Raw genomic sequence first — 15,698 nt, forward strand, 5'->3', positions numbered from 1 at the left:
GGTGTCACTCCTCACGAGCCCCACGGCCCCGCCGAGCGAGGAGGGCCCGAGCCAGCTCCTCGAAACCCTTCCCCTCGGCTGCCCTTGTAATGAAAGCCGGCGGCGCGTCGATGCGGTCCAACACCGCGCGCACGTTGGCCACGCCCACGCCCAGTTCGAAAGCCTGGAACATCGGGGCGTCGTTGAAAGAATCCCCTACATACACGTAACGGCCATCCCGAGGCTCCAGCCGCTCGCCCCACGCCACCCGCGCGAAGCGCCGCGTCGCCGTCAGCTTGTCGAAGCGACCGAGCCAGCAGTTGACGTGCACGGACGAGCGCACCGCCGTCACCCCGCGCGCCTGCAGCAGCGCCTCGATGCGCGCCGCCCCCGCCTCACCCAGGCGGGCCTCCTCGTTGTAGTCCACGGCCAGGTCCACTTCCGTGTACGCGCTGTCCACCGACAGCCGCGCCCCGGGGACCTGTTTCAGCACCCGCCCGACTTCCTTCTCGAGCCGACGCCGGTTCGCCACACGCTCGGCCGGCGCCTCCAGGTACACCTTGCGCAGCCCTCGCTTGCCTCGCAGGAAGAACAGGCCGCCGTTCTCCACGATGACGCCATCCACCGGGAGCTGCCGCGCCCACGCCTCGCCCCACCCCGCCGGCCTGCCGCTCACCAGCACCACGCGCAGCCCGGCCGCGGACAACCGCTCCAGGGCCCGCACGGTGTCCGAGCGCAGCTTGTGGCCGGTGGTGAGGGTGCCATCCACGTCCGTGAAGACGCCCTCGACACGGGACAGGTCCGCCTCGCGCAGCGGGCGCGGTTCCACCTTGCTGGACGCCGCCATCACATCACGTCCAACTGGGCCAACAGTCCCTGGAAGACCGAGATGGTGGCGTCGAGCTCCGGGCCCGTGAGCTGGGCCAGGGGCTGCTTGCGGACCTTGCGCAGGAACGCGTCCAGGTCGGAGGCCCGCCCGTAGAGGGACTGGGCGCTCGCGGCGGCCTCGGCCAGGAGACGGGCGGAGACGGGCGCGTCCGAGTCCACCAGCGACGAGGCCCGCTCCAGCTTCACGCCGCAGGAGGCCCACACCTCGCGGTCATGGATGATGAGCACCTGGCGCTGATTCACGGCGGACAGGCCCCGGACGAACGCGTCCAGCTCGCTCACCACCTTGATGAGGTCCTCACGGGCGGGGTTGGGCAGGATCGCCAGCCGCCCTACCTCCGCGCGCATCTCCACGATGTGGCGCTTGTCCTGCGCGCGCAGGTTCCGGTACGCGGCCGTGCGGCCGAAGGCGTCCATCTCCGTCTGGAGCTGCTGAGCGTTCCACTGCACGTCCTCGGGCTCCGCCTCGCGAACCTTGTTGTGCCGCGCCGTGAGGATGCGGCCCAGGTCCGCGGTGATGGCGCGCACCGTCACCGCCGCCTTCACCTCCGCCTCGTGCCCAGGCACCACCTGCGCCCGCGTCACTTCTCCGAAGGTGCTCGCCGTCTCGAAGACGAGGTTGCTGACCTCCTCGCGGAAGCGCGCCCGGAAGCGCTGGATTTCCGCCAGCAGCGTCCACCTGTCGCTCACCACGGAGGGGTTGCGCATCGCCTCGCCGAGCTGGGTCACGCCCTGGGCAAGCTGCGACATCGCCTCCCGGAGCAGCGCGGATGGGTCCTTGGAAGGCGCGCCGTCCATCTCCCGCATCAGGTCCGCGAGCCCCTCCGAGGACTGCGCGGGGAACTGCTCGCGGATGACGTTCAACAGGGCGTTGACGTCCATCACCGTGTCTCGGATGACGGGCGCCATCTCCTCCCAGAGCGAGAGGTCCGGGCTGGAGTCCACCACCGGCGTCTCGTACTTCACCAGGTCCATGTCACTCAGCCGGCCAATGGCCTGGGCGGCGGCGGCGTACACCTTGCGCAGCCGGCCCGCGAAGACGCGGTCGGGGTGGGCCTGAAGGATTTCCTCGAGCCTTGGGGTCAGGGAGGTCTGCGGGTTATCGGCGTCAGCGGACACGGGGGGCACACTCTAGCGCTCGACTTCCGCGCGGGGGAGTTCTAGCACTCGGACCGGGGCCGCGCCGCAAGGCCCGGGAGCGCTACGGGATGATCCAGGTCTGTCTGCTGAAGGACGGAACCCTCTTCACCGGGGGTGAGGAACTGCTCGCCGAGGAGGGCCGGAAGTGGATTGACGTCCTCCACCCCGACGAGGCGGTGATGGGACGACTGGCCGAGCGCTTCGGCCTCCACAAGCTGGCCGTCGAGGACTGCCTCCACCTGGACCAGCGGCCCAAGCTGGAGGAGTACCCGAACCATGTCTTCATCGTCCTCCAGGGGTTCACCGCCGGGAAGGACGTGTGCGAGCTGACGCTGCATGAGCACCACTTCTTCCTCGCGAAGGAGTGGATCATCACCGTGCACGAGCTGCCCTTCGCGGGACTGGAGGCCGTCCAGCAGCGCATCCGCTCGGACCCGAACTCGACGCTCGGGCGCGGCACGGACTTCGTCCTCTACCTGCTGGCGGATGGACTGGTGGATGCGCAGTTCCCCATCCTCGACACCTTCAGCGACGAGTTGGAGGACCTGGAGGTGTCCATCTTCGAGCGGGCGGAGAAGTCCCACCTGCAGCGCATCTTCGAGATGAAGCGGATGCTGGTGCAGCTACGGCGGGTGCTGTCACCGCAGCGGGACGTGGTGGGGCTGATGGCGCGGCGGGGCATCCCCTACGTCGACGAGCGCACCACCCTCTACTTCCGCGACGTGTATGACCACCTGGTGCGCCTGTACGAGCAGATTGATGCCGGGCGCGACATCCTGGGCAACGTCATGGACGGCTACCTGTCCATGGTGGCCAACAAGACGAACGACATCACCAAGCAGCTCACCATCTTCGCCACCATCTTCCTGCCGCTGTCGTTCATCGTCGGATTCTTCGGGCAGAACTTCGATGCGCTGTCGAGTCGGGGGGCATACATCGCCATGTGGGTGATGATCATCGCCCTGCCCGTGGGCCTGTTCTTCTGGTTCAAGCACAAGCAGTGGCTCTGAGCCCCGCTTGGAGGACGCATGCTGACCGTCACCGTGGATGGAATCCCGCTGCACTACCGCGACGTGGGCCAGGGTCTGGCCGTGCTGTTGCTACACGCCTTCCCTCTCAACGGCGACGCGTTCGACGCCCAGGTGAAGGCCCTGTCCGGGCGCTACCGCTTCATCGTCCCGGACATCCGGGGCTTCGGTCAGAGCAAGATTGGTGAAGGCCCCACCGAGATGTCCCGCATCGCGAGCGACGCGCTGGGGCTGCTCGATGCGCTGAACATCGACCGGGCCGTGGTGGGCGGCGTGTCCATGGGTGGCTACGCGGCCATGGCCCTGTTGCGCGAGGACGCGGGCCGGGTGGCGGGCCTCGTGCTGATGGACACGCAGTGCACCGCCGATGACGACGCGGGCAAGGCGAAGCGGGAGGCCTCCGCGAAAGAGGCCCTGGAGAAGGGACACGACGCCGTCATCCAGGCGCTGATGCCCAAGCTCATCTCCTCGCCTCCGGACTCGCCGGTGGGGCGCGTGGTGGAGGCGCAGATTCGCACGGCCTCTCGCGAGGGCATCGCCGCGGCTCAGCGAGGCATGGCGCTGCGCCCGGACAGCAAGGACATCCTGGCGCGCTATGCCGGACCCGCGCTGGTGGTGGTGGGCGAGCACGACGCCATCACCCCGCTGGAGAAGGCGAAGCAGATGGTGGACCTCGTCTCCGGAGCGAAGCTGGAGGTCATCCCCGGCGCCGCGCACCTGTCCAACCAGGAGCGGCCGGAGAAGGTCAACGCGGCGCTCGACACGTTCCTCTCGTCGCTGCGCTGAAGCTCAGGAGCCTCGCGCCTTCGAGCGCCGGGCCTCCTCCAGGACATGGTCCTTGAGCAGGTAGCCGAAGCCCGCGTTGTGGAGTCGGAGGAGCAGTTCCTGTCGGGTGGAGCCGAGCTTCTCCGCGGTGTCCTCCATGTTCCACGAGGACGCCGCGAGCTGTTGCAGCAGATATGCCCTGCGCGTCTGCGCGGCCGAGAGGCGGTAGGTCTTGAGGTACTCCAGGGTGCCATCGGGGCCGACGATGGCCTCGCCCAGGTGGTTCTCCTCCGAGGGAACCAGGCTGGTGTGGAAGTGCTGGAGCAGGAAGGGCCCGGCCTCGTAGACCTTGCGCGACGTCACCTCCACGCCGAACAGCCCGCCCGCCATGAAGCCGTGGAAGGCAGCCCAGTCCGCGCGCATGCGCGCCACCTCCGTGCGAAGGTCCTCCACGCTGGACACGCGCTTCGCGTCCAGGGGCAGGCCCAGCTCCGGGGCCTCCAGCAGATATCCGTACTGGAGCAGCAGGTCCCCGTAGAAGTCTTCGAGCAGCGTGCGGTGCAGCAGCCGGTAGTCGTCCGGATGCGCGACGACGAATGCGGAGAGCAGCTCATCCGCGTTGAACAACAGCAACCCCACTTGCTGCTCGTGGACCTCGAAGGTGCGCAGCGCGCCGTCCAGCGCGGAGCTGGCCCACCCGGGTACGACGCCCTCGACTCGCGGACTCAGCCCGTGGGACAGGGCCTCCCGCGAATACTCCGCCCAGGCGATATCCGGCCCGCCGAAATGCAGCGCCAGGAAGCCCTCCATGGCGAGGTGCAGCGGCAGCATGCGCAACTGGTTGCGGTCTTCTCGGTGCACCATCCTGTGCAGCAGCCGCACGGAGAACGGGCCCACCTTCACCTTCTTGCCCTCGGGCGCCTGCAGGCGCGTGCCGTAGACGGCCTCCGCCTGTCGGTTGCCCCAGCTCACCACCATGCCGTGCGGAATATAGGAGACGTACTTGAGCCCTCGGCTCGTCGGCGCGCCCTCCAGGGCCACCACCGACAGCGGCGCGTCCGAGTAGTCCCTCCGCGCGAAGCGAAGGTCTCCCTTCACCTCGTCCCGCAGCACCGGCACCAGGCGGATGCGGCCGAAGACTTGCGAGGGCGCCAGCCGCAGGCCCTTCGGCTCCAGGCGTTGAATGAGTCGCGTGTCCGTCATGCCTCGCCCTCCTCCACACTCACGGACACTCCCGGTGCCGCGCTGGCGATCCTGTGTGCGTCCCGCTCCAGCCAGGACACCACCCTCGCGGAGAGGTAGCGCTCCAGCTCCGCCAGCGACGCGGTGCCCTCCGCGAAGCGCGCGAAGCCCAGCACCGTGGGCACGTCCTCCGCATCCCTCACGCCCACCGTGGCCACCGCGCCACCAAACGAGCGCGGCGAGTACTCCTCCGCGTCGAAGACGGGGTTGACGTGCACCAGCGCCGTGCGGCGCCCCGGGTCCAACCGCTCGCGGAACACCCGCGTCAGCTCCGCCACGGCCTTGGGCGGGTCATTGTCGTAGCCGTCGGAGACGATGACCACCAGCTCCGCGCCCCACGCCAGTGCGTCCAGGAGCGGCGTGGCGAGGTCCGTCTGCCCGCGCGCGGTGACAAGCAACGGCTCCTCCACGGGGCACGTCCAGAAGGCGCGGTACTCGCGCGCGGAGGCGGACAGCAAATAGTGCGACGCCAGGGCCACGCCCAGTGGACGCCGCCGCTTCTGCAGCGAGCCCGACGAGGAGTAGCTGTTGTCCAGCACCGCCGCCACACGCCCGAGAGAGGCCGGTGCCCGCGCCAGCACCCGCGCGGACGCACGCTCCAGCGCGGTGTGCAGCTCGTCCCGACGCGCCTCGCGGACCTCGTCCTTCATCGACAGGACATAGAGGGCCAGCTTCGTCAGCGGCGCGCGCGACAGGTCCACCTGAGGCTCCACGGCGCCGTGGCGCGCGGCGGATTCCTGGAGGCGCAGCCGCTCCGCCTGGGTGAGCCGGGGCTCGATTCGCTGGAGGAACACGTCCCGGGGGACGCCGTGCTTTTGCGCCAACCCCTCCGCCACGGTGTAGGGCAGCTCGTAGAGCGCCTCCTGGGCGAAGTGGGCCTTGCGGAACGTCTCCAGCAACGGCTGCGTGTAGACGCGCTTCTTCCAGCCATGGAAGAGGAACGGGCCCAGCTCACCGTCCAGCTTCAGGTGGCCATGCACCACCGCCGCGCGCAGCTTGGCGCGGTACTTCACCGCATCGAAGGGGAGATTCGAGCGCCCCGCCAGGTACTCGCGGGCAATGGCTCGGGCGCGGCGGTTGTTGATGTGCCGCGAGCGCAAGGACTCCAGCACCCGGAAGGCCCGCTGCGTCGGCAGACCGCGCAGCGCGGCGGCGATGAGCGAGCCTTCCTCCTGGCGCTCCACCGGGTCCGCCGGACTGCCGACGGCGAGCAGGTTGAGGATGATCTGCGCCTGGTTGAAGTGGTTGATGCCCGCGGCGAGCGTGCGCCGGTACAGCCGCCGGTAGTTGCCGAGGATGTACTGGTGCAGGAACTCGATGGAGACCGACTGCCCGCGTGCGTCACCGTAGAACTCCCGCTGACCCGTGCAGGAGAAACACGCGTTGACGAACATCACCAGGTCCTCGCGGGCGACCTGTTCGATGCGGACTTCGGCGGCCACGGCCATCGCGCGCACTGCCTCCAGACAGGAGAGAGGAGCGCCGCTCGGGGAGAAGTGAAACGACCAGCGTGTCAGGCTCCAAAGGCTTGAATCGGAAGTCGCATCGGAGTCCCGCGAGCGGCGGCTCCGACGCTACCACACGTCCTGTCCCGAAGAGTCCTGACGCCCGCCCTCAGCGCCTCACGGCTGGCACGTCACCTCGGAGTTGTCGACCTCGCAAGAGGCACACGTCGCCGTCTCCACCAGGGTCCCCTGGCGGCACTCCAGCACGGCCTTGCCATCCTGGCGGCACAGCCCCCGGCCCTCGGAGCTGGAGGAGCAGGCATCCCCCGCGGCGTTGCCGGAGGTGTCGCACCGCACGGCCTCGTCGGACTCGCGGCAACCGAGCGGCCCGCGACAGGGGACCTCCCGCCACGTCCCGGAGCGGCACTCCAGGGCGAGGACATTCTCCTGACAGACAAAGGTGCCCGCCTCATCACAACTGTCTCCCGCGCTGGCGCCACCGCAGCCGGAGAGGAGGAGGGAGCCAACGACGGACACAAGGACGAAGAGAGAGCGGTTCATGAGCTTGCGGCCAATATTTCGAGCGGACCGCCGCCGGTCAACCACCCAGTGTCGACTGGAAGAAACGCCGGAAATTTCCTCCCATGACTCGTTCCACCCAGGACTCTGGATGTCGGCGCAGCAGTGCCGTGGTGAGCAGGTGCAAGTCGGTGACGTCCTTCATCCCCCGTGGCAGCGGCACCATTCCGTCGTAATCCGAACCCAGGCCCACGCCCTCCTCGCCCATGACGTCCACCGCGTGTTCGATGTGGCGGACCACGTCATCCACCGCGTCACCCCCTAGATAAACGGGGGCGAAGATGATGCCCACCACCCCGCCCCGGTCCGCGATGAAGCGCAGCGAGGCGTCGCTCAAGTTGCGCCACCCTCCCCCCGCGGCGCGCACGCCCGTGTGCGAACAGAAGAACCGCACCGTGGGGTGGGTGAAGAGATTCTCCAACGTGCGCTCGGAGGCGTGCGCCACGTCCACGCTCAGCCCCAGCCGGGCCATCTCCTCCATCACCTGATGCCCCAGGGACGTCAGGCCCCGGTTGCCCATCATCGGGAAGGAGGAGCCTCCCAGGTCATTGTTCGACAGGTGCGTGAGCCCCATGAAGCGCACGCCCCGGCGGTGCAGCTCCGCCAGCCGCTCCACCTGTCCTTCAATCGCATGCCCGCCCTCCACGCCCAGCACCGCGGACAGCCGCCCCCGGGCGAGGTTGTCCTCCAGGAGGGACGCCGTCGTGGTGATGCGCGCCGCGTCCTCGGAACGACGGCAGAACTCCTCCATGCGCTCAATCTGCCAGAGGGCGCGAGTCCACTCGCTCGCGCGTGCCTCCCGGGGCCAGCCGCGCCACGCGGCGAACACCGGGAAGCCACCGATGAACGGAAAGCCCCGGGTGACGATGGTGAAGCATTGAAGCTTCACCCCCGCCTCCCGCAGCCGGGGAAAGTCCACGTGCCCTTCGTCCGAGCGCGCGCACAAGTCCCGGTTCCACATGAGGGAGTCCGCGTGCCCGTCCGCGATGCACCAGCGCTGGTGAAGTTCGTTCACGTCGCCCATAGGCGCATCAGTCTGCCTGTCCGCGCGCGCCAGACAAGCACCCTTCCCACGCCCCGCTCTCCGCCAACACCCCGCTCACGACCCGGCCATGGACGCGCCACCCAGCCCCGACGCGGTGGGGAGCCCCTCGTCCGAGGACAACACGTCCGCGGAGCGCCTCCGGGAGCGCGCGTCCAGACGCACCTGATTCGCCTCACGGGCGGCCTCTGAAGGCCCGTATGCGTAGCCCCGTCCGACCAGCACCGCGCGCAGCGAGTCCCGCAGCTCCAGCGCCGTCTGGAATCGCTCCTCCGGCTCGCGGCGCAGAAGGCGCGCGAGGATGGCCCGCAGGGGCGAGGACACGGCGCGCGTGGCGTGGTCCACGTGCTCCGGAGCGAAGCACGCCATGCGCGCCGCCATCTGGGGCGCTGACAGCCAGCTCGGGCTCTCCGCCAGGAGTGTTTCCGCGTCCGGAGCCGGACCGGCCGCCAGCGCCGCGCGCTCCACCGCCTCCAGGTCCAGCAGATGCAACCCCGTGAGCAGCTCCAGCAGCACCACGCCCAGCGAGAACAGGTCCGAGCGTCCATCCAGCGGCTGACGCAGCAGCGCCTCCGGAGAGGCGTACGCCAGGTCTCCCCGGATGACGTGGGCCTCGGTGGCCACACGCCCCGGTAGCCGGGCCCAGGCCAGGGCGAAGTCCGCCAGCTTCACGTGGCCTCTCACATCCAGCCGCAGCGTGCGCGGACTGACGTCGCGGTGGACGAGTCCCAGCGGCCGGCCGCGATCATCCTCCAGCGTGTGCGCGTGGTGGAGCGCGTCCGCCACCTCCGCGCCCACATAGGCGGCGAACGCCTCCGAGAGCGGCCGCCGCCGCAGCGCCGCGAAGCTGACCAGCGTCTCCAGGCTCTGCCCCTCCACGTACTCCATGACGAGGTGGGGCAGCCCCTCATGCACCCGCACCAGGAACACCTGGGCGATGGCCGGATGGGACAGCCGCATCAACAGTTTGACCTCCTCGCGAAGCCGCGCCCGTCCCAATTCGTCGCCCGCGTCTTGCAGGCGCTTGATGAGCACCAGGTCTCCTGGCGTGTCCAGGTAGTGCCTGCGCGCGATGAGCAGCTCTCCCGAGCCGCGCGCGCCCAGGTACCGGATGAGTTCGTACGCCGTGGCGCCGGTGGTGAAGAGGATGAAAGGTCTGGCAGGGGGTTGTGCAGGGTGGTGGGTGCCCATTTCGAATGACTGCTCCAGGGTATGAAGGTCCTCCCCAAGGTTGGGAAGGCGTGAGGAAACCCCACGCATCCTTCCTACCACCCAGGTCCGACACGCCCTTCCAACCTCTTGGAATGGATTCAGGGAAAAAAGGGAACGGCCCCCACCGAAGTGGGAGCCGCCCCGGGTCCATCCGTTACGGGAGACGAACCGCCAACAGCGGCGGACTACTGGTTGGTGGGCGTCACGACCTTGGTGACGCTCAGCTCGCGGACCACCATGTCCTTGCCGTCCAGCACGTACGAGGCGCGGACCTGGTCACCCTCCTTGATGTCCTTCACCTTCACGGCGCGGTTGTCCTGGAGGATGCGGCTCTGGTCGTTGGTCTTCAGCTTGAGCTGACGGTTGTTGGTGGTGTCCACCAGGGTCAGCGAGTCACCGCTGGTGGAGAGCACGCGGCCCTGGACGCTGGTGGCGGCCATGGTGGCCCCCGCCGCGCCGGAGCCGCCCGTGGCCAGGTCCTCGTTCAAGTCGCGCTGCGCCTCGGCCAGGTCGTTCTGCTCATCGCGGACGTCCTCCTGGGCGCTGGCGATCTCCTTGTTCGCCTCGCGATGCGTCTCCGCGATGTCTTCCTGCGCGTTGCGCTGCGTGTCAGCGATGTCCCGCTGCTCCTCCTGACGGGCCTGCGCCGTCTCCTGGCGAGCCTCCGTCTGCGCCTCCGCGACGTCCTGCTGCTGCTCCGCGACGTTGTCCCGCTTGCTGCAACCGGAAACCATCGCCAGAGCCGCAACCGCACCGACCGCCATCATGAGCTTGCGCATTTTGTTCCGCCCCTTTCGGTAGGCTTGCGGGAGAGCATGTCTCCCGGTGTTGGGCAGAAAGTGAGCGCTCCTCTCGCACTTGCACAGGGCTTGCGCGAAGCGTTTGGAAGACACAGGGGCGTCGATCTACGCACGAGGGCCCCGGTCGCCCGGCCGCTCTCCGTGGGAACAATCCCCGGTACTAGCCCGCGCGGGGAACGAAGGTGCCCAGGCAGGCACGCTTCATTCCCACCTCGCGCGATCACGGCCCGGCGTCGGCTCCACCATCCCCGCGGCCACCGTCAGCGGTGCCACCATCCGACGCGTCGCTGCCCGCGTCGCCGCAGAAGGGCGCTCCACCCTCCACCCATCGCGCGATGATGGCGCGCTGAGCGGCGGTGGGTTGCGGGACGACGCTGACCTCGGGCGGCATGTCCTGCAACACGGACGTGCGCACGCGAATTCGCGAAGCCTTCGCGAAAGCGCCCGGCAGTCCCCCGCCGTCCGCTCCACCATCCGCGGGGGCGTAGTAGTCCAGCCGGAACGAGGTCTGCGCGCTGTCGCTGGTATCGGCGCCGTGGCACTTGCTCACACAACTGGCGGCGAGGATGGGCTGCACGTCGTCGCAGTACGTGGGCACCGGCCCCGCGTCGACATCCCCCGCGTCGGGAATGCCGGGCAGCCCCAGCACCTCGCACGTCCGGCCCTGTCCCTGTCGCACCGCGACGCAGGTGTGCGTGTCGGGACAGTCGCTGGCCGTCTCGCACGTCTTGCCGGTGAAGTCCGCCACGTCGATGGTGCAGGCCACGGTGAACGCAACGACGCCGGCCGCGCTCGCGAGGAGTTTCTTCATGATGGGGCTCGTCCTGGAACCTGGAACCTGAAAGCGAGGGGGTACGACGGAGACTTCAGGGCCCGGCGTCGGCCGGAGCGTCGCAAAGCGGAGCGCCCCCGGTGACCCAGCGTGCAATCAGCGCGCGCTCTTCCGCGGAGGGAGCCGGGCTGCCGGCGGGAGGCATGTCCTTCAGGTCCGACGCGCGCACCCGGATGCGCAGCGCCTTGGCTCGCGCGCCGGGGAGGCCGTTGCCCGTCGGCTCGTAGTAGTCCAACCGGAACGACGGCTGACTGCTCCCACTGGTGTCCTCGCCATGGCAGGAGCTCACGCACGTGGCGGCGAGGATGGGCTGGATGTCCTTGCAGTACGTGGGCACCGGCCCCGCATCCACGCCGCCGCCGTCGGCCTGCGTGTAGTGCGGCGGGTAGATGACCTCGCACGTGCGCTCACCATCGGCGCCCAGCGCGGTGCAGGCATAGGCGGCGGGACACTCGGAGTTGTCCGTGCAGACCTTGCCGGCGAGGTCATCCACGTTGAGGGAGCAGGCCACGGCGGCGAGTACGGCGCCGCAGGCCAGGAGGGGGACAGGAGAGCGGAGGGCCACGGGGGGCTCGTTCAGAAGTGGTAGGTGAGGCTCGCCTTTTCGGCGGCCTCGTCGGGCAGCAGCTCCAACACCAGACCGTACAGCACCGCGGCTCCCGCGGCGGCGTACATCAAGTTCGCGGCGGTGGAGGCCGAGCGGGCCCGGTCCAACGTCTCGCTGGCATCGCGCGCCGACGACAGGCTCTGCGCGCGCTTGGCCTCGCCCTGCGCGAAGAAGCCCAACCCCAGTCCGCCCAGGGCGAGCACGCCGCCGGCGACGAAGGCATAACGATGGCCGTGGAGCACGGGCGTCGGCGCTCGGACGGGAGCGTCCAGCGTGGCGACCGGTTCGTCCGCCAGCGCGGTGAGGGGCAGCCCGAGCGCGACGACGAGCGCGATGGAGACAAGCCTGCTGGGAGCCATGAGCATGGCGTCGAGTATACCGGTGACGATGGCGAACGTACTGGCGGAGTGTGCGTTGACAGCACGGTAGGGCCCCCTGTAGTGCGTCCCCGGGTCCCCATCGCAAGGAGCCGTGACGCCGTGCAGGTCTGGGTCAACGGAGAAACGCGCGAGGTGCCGGAGGCCATCACCCTCTCGGCGCTGCTGGAATCGCTGCGAGTCGGCGGTCCGGGCGTGGCAGTGGAAGTGAACGCCGAGGTGGTGCGCCGCGCCCGCCACCCCGAGCATCACCTCCAGCCCGGGGACCGAGTGGAGATCGTCACCTTCGTCGGCGGCGGGTAGCGAGGAGATGGCCATGAGCATCCAGGACAAGCCCTTCACCATCGCGGGGGTGACCTTCACCTCCCGCCTCATCCTCGGGACGGGGAAGTACCCCAGCCACGAAGTGATGAAGCGCTGCCACGAGTCCTCCGGCACGGAGATGGTCACCGTGGCCGTGCGCCGGCTGGACTTGAAGGCCACGGGCGAGGCCTCGCTCATGCGCTGGATCGACCGCGAAAAGCTGCGCCTCTTGCCCAACACCGCCCTCTGCTACACGGCCGACGACGCGGTGCGCACCTGCCGGCTCGCGGAGGAGCTGGGCATGAGCAAGTGGGTCAAGCTGGAGGTCCTCGGCGACGAGAAGACGCTCTACCCGGACGTCGAGGAGACGGTGAAGGCGGCCCGCATCCTGGTGAAGGAGGGCTTCACCGTGCTGCCCTACACCAGCGATGACCCCATCACCGCGCGCAAGCTGGAGGACGCGGGCTGCGCGGCGGTGATGCCGCTGGGCGCCCCCATCGGCAGCGGTCTGGGCATCCGCAACCCTCACAACCTCCGGCTCATCCTGGAGACGGTGAAGGTGCCCGTCATCGTCGACGCCGGAGTCGGCACCGCGTCCGACGCGGCCATCGCCATGGAACTGGGCGTGGACGCCGTGTTGATGAACACCGCCATCGCCGGCGCACAGGACCCGGTGCGCATGGCCGTCGCCATGAAGAAGGCCGTGGAGGCGGGCCGGGACGCGTACCTCGCCGGCCGCATCCCCAGGAAGGCCTACGGCTCCGCGTCCAGCCCGCTCGAAGGCATCGTCCAGTAGCACCATGCCCCTTCCGGTGACGCCCGCCCTCCCCCGGCTCGTCGTCATCACCGACTGGCGCCTGCCCCGCGAGCAACTCCTCGGCGCGCTCTCCCGCGCGCTCGAGGCGGGGCCCGACGTCGCCGTCCAGCACCGCCATCCAGCGGCCACCGGGCGCCGATTCCTCGAGGACGCGCGGGTCCTCGCCGCGCTCTGCCAGTCCCGAGGCAATCCGCTGTTCGTCAACGGCCGGCTGGACGTCGCCCTCCTCGTGGGCGCGCATCTGCATCTGCCCTCGGACGGCCCTACGGCCGAGGACGTCCGCCCTCACCTGCCCGCCGGACGGCTCGTCAGCGTGGCCGTCCATGACACGCGCGAGGCCCGGGCGGCGCTCGGCGCGGACCTGGCTTTGGTGAGCCCTGTGTTCGCTCCCGGCTCCAAGCCCGGGGACACCCGGACGACGCTCGGCCCAGAGGGCTTCGCCGCGCTGGCCGCGCACCTGCCCTGCCCCGCACTCGCGCTCGGAGGAATCACCGCGGAGAGGGCGAGCAGGCTCACCGGCGCGGCGGGCTTCGCCGTCATCTCCGCCGTGCTGGAGGCGGAGGACCCGGCCCGGGCGACGCGAGCACTGCTGGCCGCATGCGCGCCCCGGGCTATGCTGCGCGTCCCGTGACTCCGACTCCCTCCGTCCCCGAGCTGCGCCCCCTTGCCCTGGGCGAGCTGATTGACCGCTCCGTCACCTTCTGGCGCGGCCACCTCAAGCCCCTCTTCGTGCTGAGCCTCGGCTACGCCCTGGTCAACTACATCGCGACCAAGGCGACGCTCCAGTTGACGCGCTGGCTGACGCCCATGCTCTACGTGACGGACAAGGACGCCGTCGCCAAGGAAGCGCCGCTGGAGATGATGGGACAGGCGAGCCTGTCACTGGTGCTCTGGTGCGGGCTGTTCACGTTCCTCATCTGGAGCTACTGGCTGGCCATGGTGGCGAGCGCCCGCTACGTGCTGTCCGCGCTGCTCGGCACGCCCGTGAGCCCGGCGGACAGCCTGCGCCGGAGCCTGTCCAAGGTGGGCGCGGTGACGGGGGCCTTCCTCCTGTCGCTCGGGTGGTCGACGCTGGTGACGCTGGTGGCGAGCATCCCCGGCACCGTGCTGATGGTGGCGGGTGGTGTCGCCACGGCCATGGACTCGAAGGTGCTGGGCATCGTGCTGCTGGTGGTGGGCGGACTGCTGCTGGCCCTGGGGTTGCTCGGGGCCATCCTCTGGTACTTCCTTCGCTTCCTGCTGCTTCCTCCCGCGCTCGCCATGGAGGACCTGGGGGCGTGGGGCGCGTTCAAGCGCTCGGGCGCGATGCTGTCGGGGCGCGTGGAGCCGGGCTTCCTGGGACGGGTGATGGTGCGAGGGATGATTCTCTTCACCGTGGTGAGCCTCATCCTCTTCTCGGTGCACCTGCTCTTCGGCATCCCCTCGTGGCTGGTGATGATGCCCTATGGAAACCCCTTCGCGGCGGACACCATGGCGCGCACGCCGCAGCTCCTGCTGGTGCCCGTGGAGATCCTCCAGGTGGCCGCGCAGGCCTTCTTCTCCCCGGTCAACTTCGTCGTCTGCTCGTTCTTCTACCTGGACCTGCGCGTGCGGCGGGAGGCCTTGGACTTGGAGCAGCGGCTGGGCGCGGAGCCGTCGTCGCCTCTCGCGGCCTGACGTCGAGTTCTTCCGTGACAAGCCTGCCCCTGTTGCTGCTGCTGGCCTCCCTGCCTTGCGACGAGCGTGAGGCCACCACTCGCGCCCTGGAAGAGACGGCCCAGGCCCGCCCCTCGGAGCTGGCCCCGGCCGTGGCGGAGCTGGGGCGGCGCCTGGGCGGCATGCCCCTGCCCCCCTCGAAGAAGGACGCCAAACCGCCCGAGCGGGCCCGACAGGTGGCGGACTTCCTGGAGCAGGCCTGCGCGCTGGAGCAACAGGAGGCCGCGTCGAAGGAGGACGTGGAGGACCTGTCTGGAGAGGAGCGCGAGCGCCTCACGGCAGTGCTCGACAGGCCTGAGTTCTCCCGCGCCCGACAGCGCCACGGCGACGTCGTGAAGCAACTGCTTCGCAAGCTGGAGGCGTGGCTGGAGGGCCTGTTCGAGTCGCGTGAGGCGCAGGGCTTCGCGGTGGCGACGCGCGCGGTGATGCTCGGGTTCGCGATAGCACTGGTGCTGTGGGGCGCGCTGAAGCTGCGCTCCCTGCGCCTGCGCGGAAGCAACGTAACTCCGGGGGCCTCCGACGCTGGCGCGCCGCTGGTGCTGGACGCTCCGCCAGAGCACCTGAAGCGCGCTCGCACGGCGCTTGCCTCGGACGCGCGCGAGGCGATTCGCGAGGCCTTGCTGGGCCTCCTGTCCTCGCTGGAGGAGCGCCGGCTGGCTCGACCAGACCGGGTGAAGACCAACCGCGAGCTGGCGGCGGAACTGCCTTCGCGCGGAGCTCCCGCTTCCGTCACTCGCGAAGTCGAGCGACTGATGTCCTGGTACGACCGCGCCTTCTATTCGCTGACACCGGTTCCGGAGGCGGAGGCCACGCGGTTCGTCGAGGCGGTGGAGCGACTCCACGGGACGCTGGGCACGGAGGTCGCGGCATGAGGCGCGTACGGCCTCGTGGCGTCATGGGAAACGCCTCCACGAGAACGCATCCACGAGACGTTGGGCACAGAGAGC

At 69.5% G+C, this 15,698-nt stretch carries 18 protein-coding genes; 7 read left to right on the forward strand and 11 right to left on the reverse strand.

Going from position 1 to position 15,698, the window contains the following annotated elements; genetic code table 11:
- Positions 1-4: 4 nt before the first annotated feature.
- Positions 5-826: an HAD-IIB family hydrolase gene (locus G4D83_RS41775; protein WP_163870533.1), complete on the reverse strand. Its 822-nt coding sequence runs from the start codon at positions 824-826 to the stop codon at positions 5-7.
- Complete coding sequence (locus G4D83_RS41780; RefSeq protein ID WP_163870534.1) at positions 826-1,995, reverse strand: hypothetical protein; 1,170 nt, start codon at positions 1,993-1,995, stop codon at positions 826-828. Before G4D83_RS41780 ends, G4D83_RS41775 begins: the two co-directional genes overlap by 1 nt.
- Before the next feature lie 80 nt (positions 1,996-2,075).
- Between G4D83_RS41780 and corA the strand changes: the two genes are divergently transcribed.
- Together corA and G4D83_RS41790 are read left to right on the forward strand one after the other, a co-directional pair.
- Complete coding sequence (gene corA, locus G4D83_RS41785) at positions 2,076-3,017, forward strand: magnesium/cobalt transporter CorA (protein WP_163870535.1); 942 nt, start codon at positions 2,076-2,078, stop codon at positions 3,015-3,017.
- Between the two features lie 18 nt (positions 3,018-3,035).
- On the forward strand, positions 3,036-3,821 hold the full coding sequence (locus G4D83_RS41790; RefSeq protein ID WP_163870536.1) for an alpha/beta fold hydrolase: 786 nt from the start codon (positions 3,036-3,038) through the stop codon (positions 3,819-3,821).
- Positions 3,822-3,824: 3 nt separating this feature from the next.
- On the opposite strand, the gene G4D83_RS41795 is transcribed toward G4D83_RS41790, so the two are convergent.
- The 9 genes from G4D83_RS41795 to G4D83_RS41835 all read right to left on the reverse strand — a co-directional run bounded on the left by G4D83_RS41795 (position 3,825) and on the right by G4D83_RS41835 (position 11,918).
- Positions 3,825-5,003, reverse strand: a complete 1,179-nt coding sequence (locus G4D83_RS41795; protein WP_163870537.1) for an ARPP-2 domain-containing protein — start codon at positions 5,001-5,003, stop codon at positions 3,825-3,827.
- Positions 5,000-6,490: a hypothetical protein gene (locus tag G4D83_RS41800; protein WP_163870538.1), complete on the reverse strand. Its 1,491-nt coding sequence runs from the start codon at positions 6,488-6,490 to the stop codon at positions 5,000-5,002. The genes G4D83_RS41795 and G4D83_RS41800 overlap by 4 nt, the downstream gene beginning before the upstream one ends.
- Before the next feature lie 174 nt (positions 6,491-6,664).
- Positions 6,665-7,048 (reverse strand): hypothetical protein, encoded by a 384-nt coding sequence (locus G4D83_RS41805; protein WP_163870539.1) that lies wholly within the window; start codon positions 7,046-7,048, stop codon positions 6,665-6,667.
- Between the two features lie 37 nt (positions 7,049-7,085).
- Complete coding sequence (locus G4D83_RS41810; protein ID WP_163870540.1) at positions 7,086-8,090, reverse strand: dipeptidase; 1,005 nt, start codon at positions 8,088-8,090, stop codon at positions 7,086-7,088.
- A gap of 75 nt (positions 8,091-8,165) precedes the next feature.
- On the reverse strand, positions 8,166-9,299 hold the full coding sequence (locus tag G4D83_RS41815; RefSeq protein ID WP_163870541.1) for a serine/threonine-protein kinase: 1,134 nt from the start codon (positions 9,297-9,299) through the stop codon (positions 8,166-8,168).
- Positions 9,300-9,505: 206 nt separating this feature from the next.
- Positions 9,506-10,054, reverse strand: a complete 549-nt coding sequence (locus G4D83_RS41820; protein WP_240357116.1) for a hypothetical protein — start codon at positions 10,052-10,054, stop codon at positions 9,506-9,508.
- Between the two features lie 286 nt (positions 10,055-10,340).
- A complete protein-coding gene (locus G4D83_RS41825; protein WP_163870543.1) occupies positions 10,341-10,931 on the reverse strand; it encodes a hypothetical protein in 591 nt (196 codons plus the stop codon).
- Positions 10,932-10,986: 55 nt separating this feature from the next.
- The gene (locus G4D83_RS41830; protein WP_163870544.1) at positions 10,987-11,517 is read right to left on the reverse strand and encodes a hypothetical protein; all 531 of its coding nucleotides are present in this window, start codon (positions 11,515-11,517) and stop codon (positions 10,987-10,989) included.
- 11 nt (positions 11,518-11,528) lie between these two features.
- Positions 11,529-11,918, reverse strand: coding sequence for a hypothetical protein (locus tag G4D83_RS41835; RefSeq protein ID WP_240357117.1), 390 nt, complete (start codon positions 11,916-11,918; stop codon positions 11,529-11,531).
- A gap of 120 nt (positions 11,919-12,038) precedes the next feature.
- Between G4D83_RS41835 and thiS the strand changes: the two genes are divergently transcribed.
- Genes thiS through G4D83_RS41860 form a run of 5 tightly spaced genes read left to right on the forward strand, consistent with a single transcriptional unit; the run spans position 12,039 to position 15,623 of the window.
- On the forward strand, positions 12,039-12,239 hold the full coding sequence (thiS, locus tag G4D83_RS41840; RefSeq protein ID WP_163870546.1) for a sulfur carrier protein ThiS: 201 nt from the start codon (positions 12,039-12,041) through the stop codon (positions 12,237-12,239).
- 13 nt (positions 12,240-12,252) lie between these two features.
- A complete protein-coding gene (locus G4D83_RS41845) occupies positions 12,253-13,035 on the forward strand; it encodes a thiazole synthase (RefSeq protein ID WP_163870547.1) in 783 nt (260 codons plus the stop codon).
- A 4-nt stretch (positions 13,036-13,039) separates the two neighbouring features.
- The gene (locus tag G4D83_RS41850) at positions 13,040-13,687 is read left to right on the forward strand and encodes a thiamine phosphate synthase (RefSeq protein ID WP_163870548.1); all 648 of its coding nucleotides are present in this window, start codon (positions 13,040-13,042) and stop codon (positions 13,685-13,687) included.
- Positions 13,684-14,712 carry a hypothetical protein gene (locus tag G4D83_RS41855; RefSeq protein ID WP_163870549.1) on the forward strand — a complete coding sequence of 343 codons (1,029 nt, stop codon included), beginning with the start codon at positions 13,684-13,686 and terminating at the stop codon, positions 14,710-14,712. The genes G4D83_RS41850 and G4D83_RS41855 overlap by 4 nt, the downstream gene beginning before the upstream one ends.
- A 14-nt stretch (positions 14,713-14,726) precedes the next feature.
- Positions 14,727-15,623, forward strand: a complete 897-nt coding sequence (locus G4D83_RS41860) for a DUF4129 domain-containing protein (RefSeq protein WP_163870550.1) — start codon at positions 14,727-14,729, stop codon at positions 15,621-15,623.
- Positions 15,624-15,698: the final 75 nt, after the last annotated feature.

The sequence above is a fragment of the Myxococcus eversor genome (assembly GCF_010894455.1).
Lineage (GTDB): Bacteria > Myxococcota > Myxococcia > Myxococcales > Myxococcaceae > Myxococcus > Myxococcus eversor.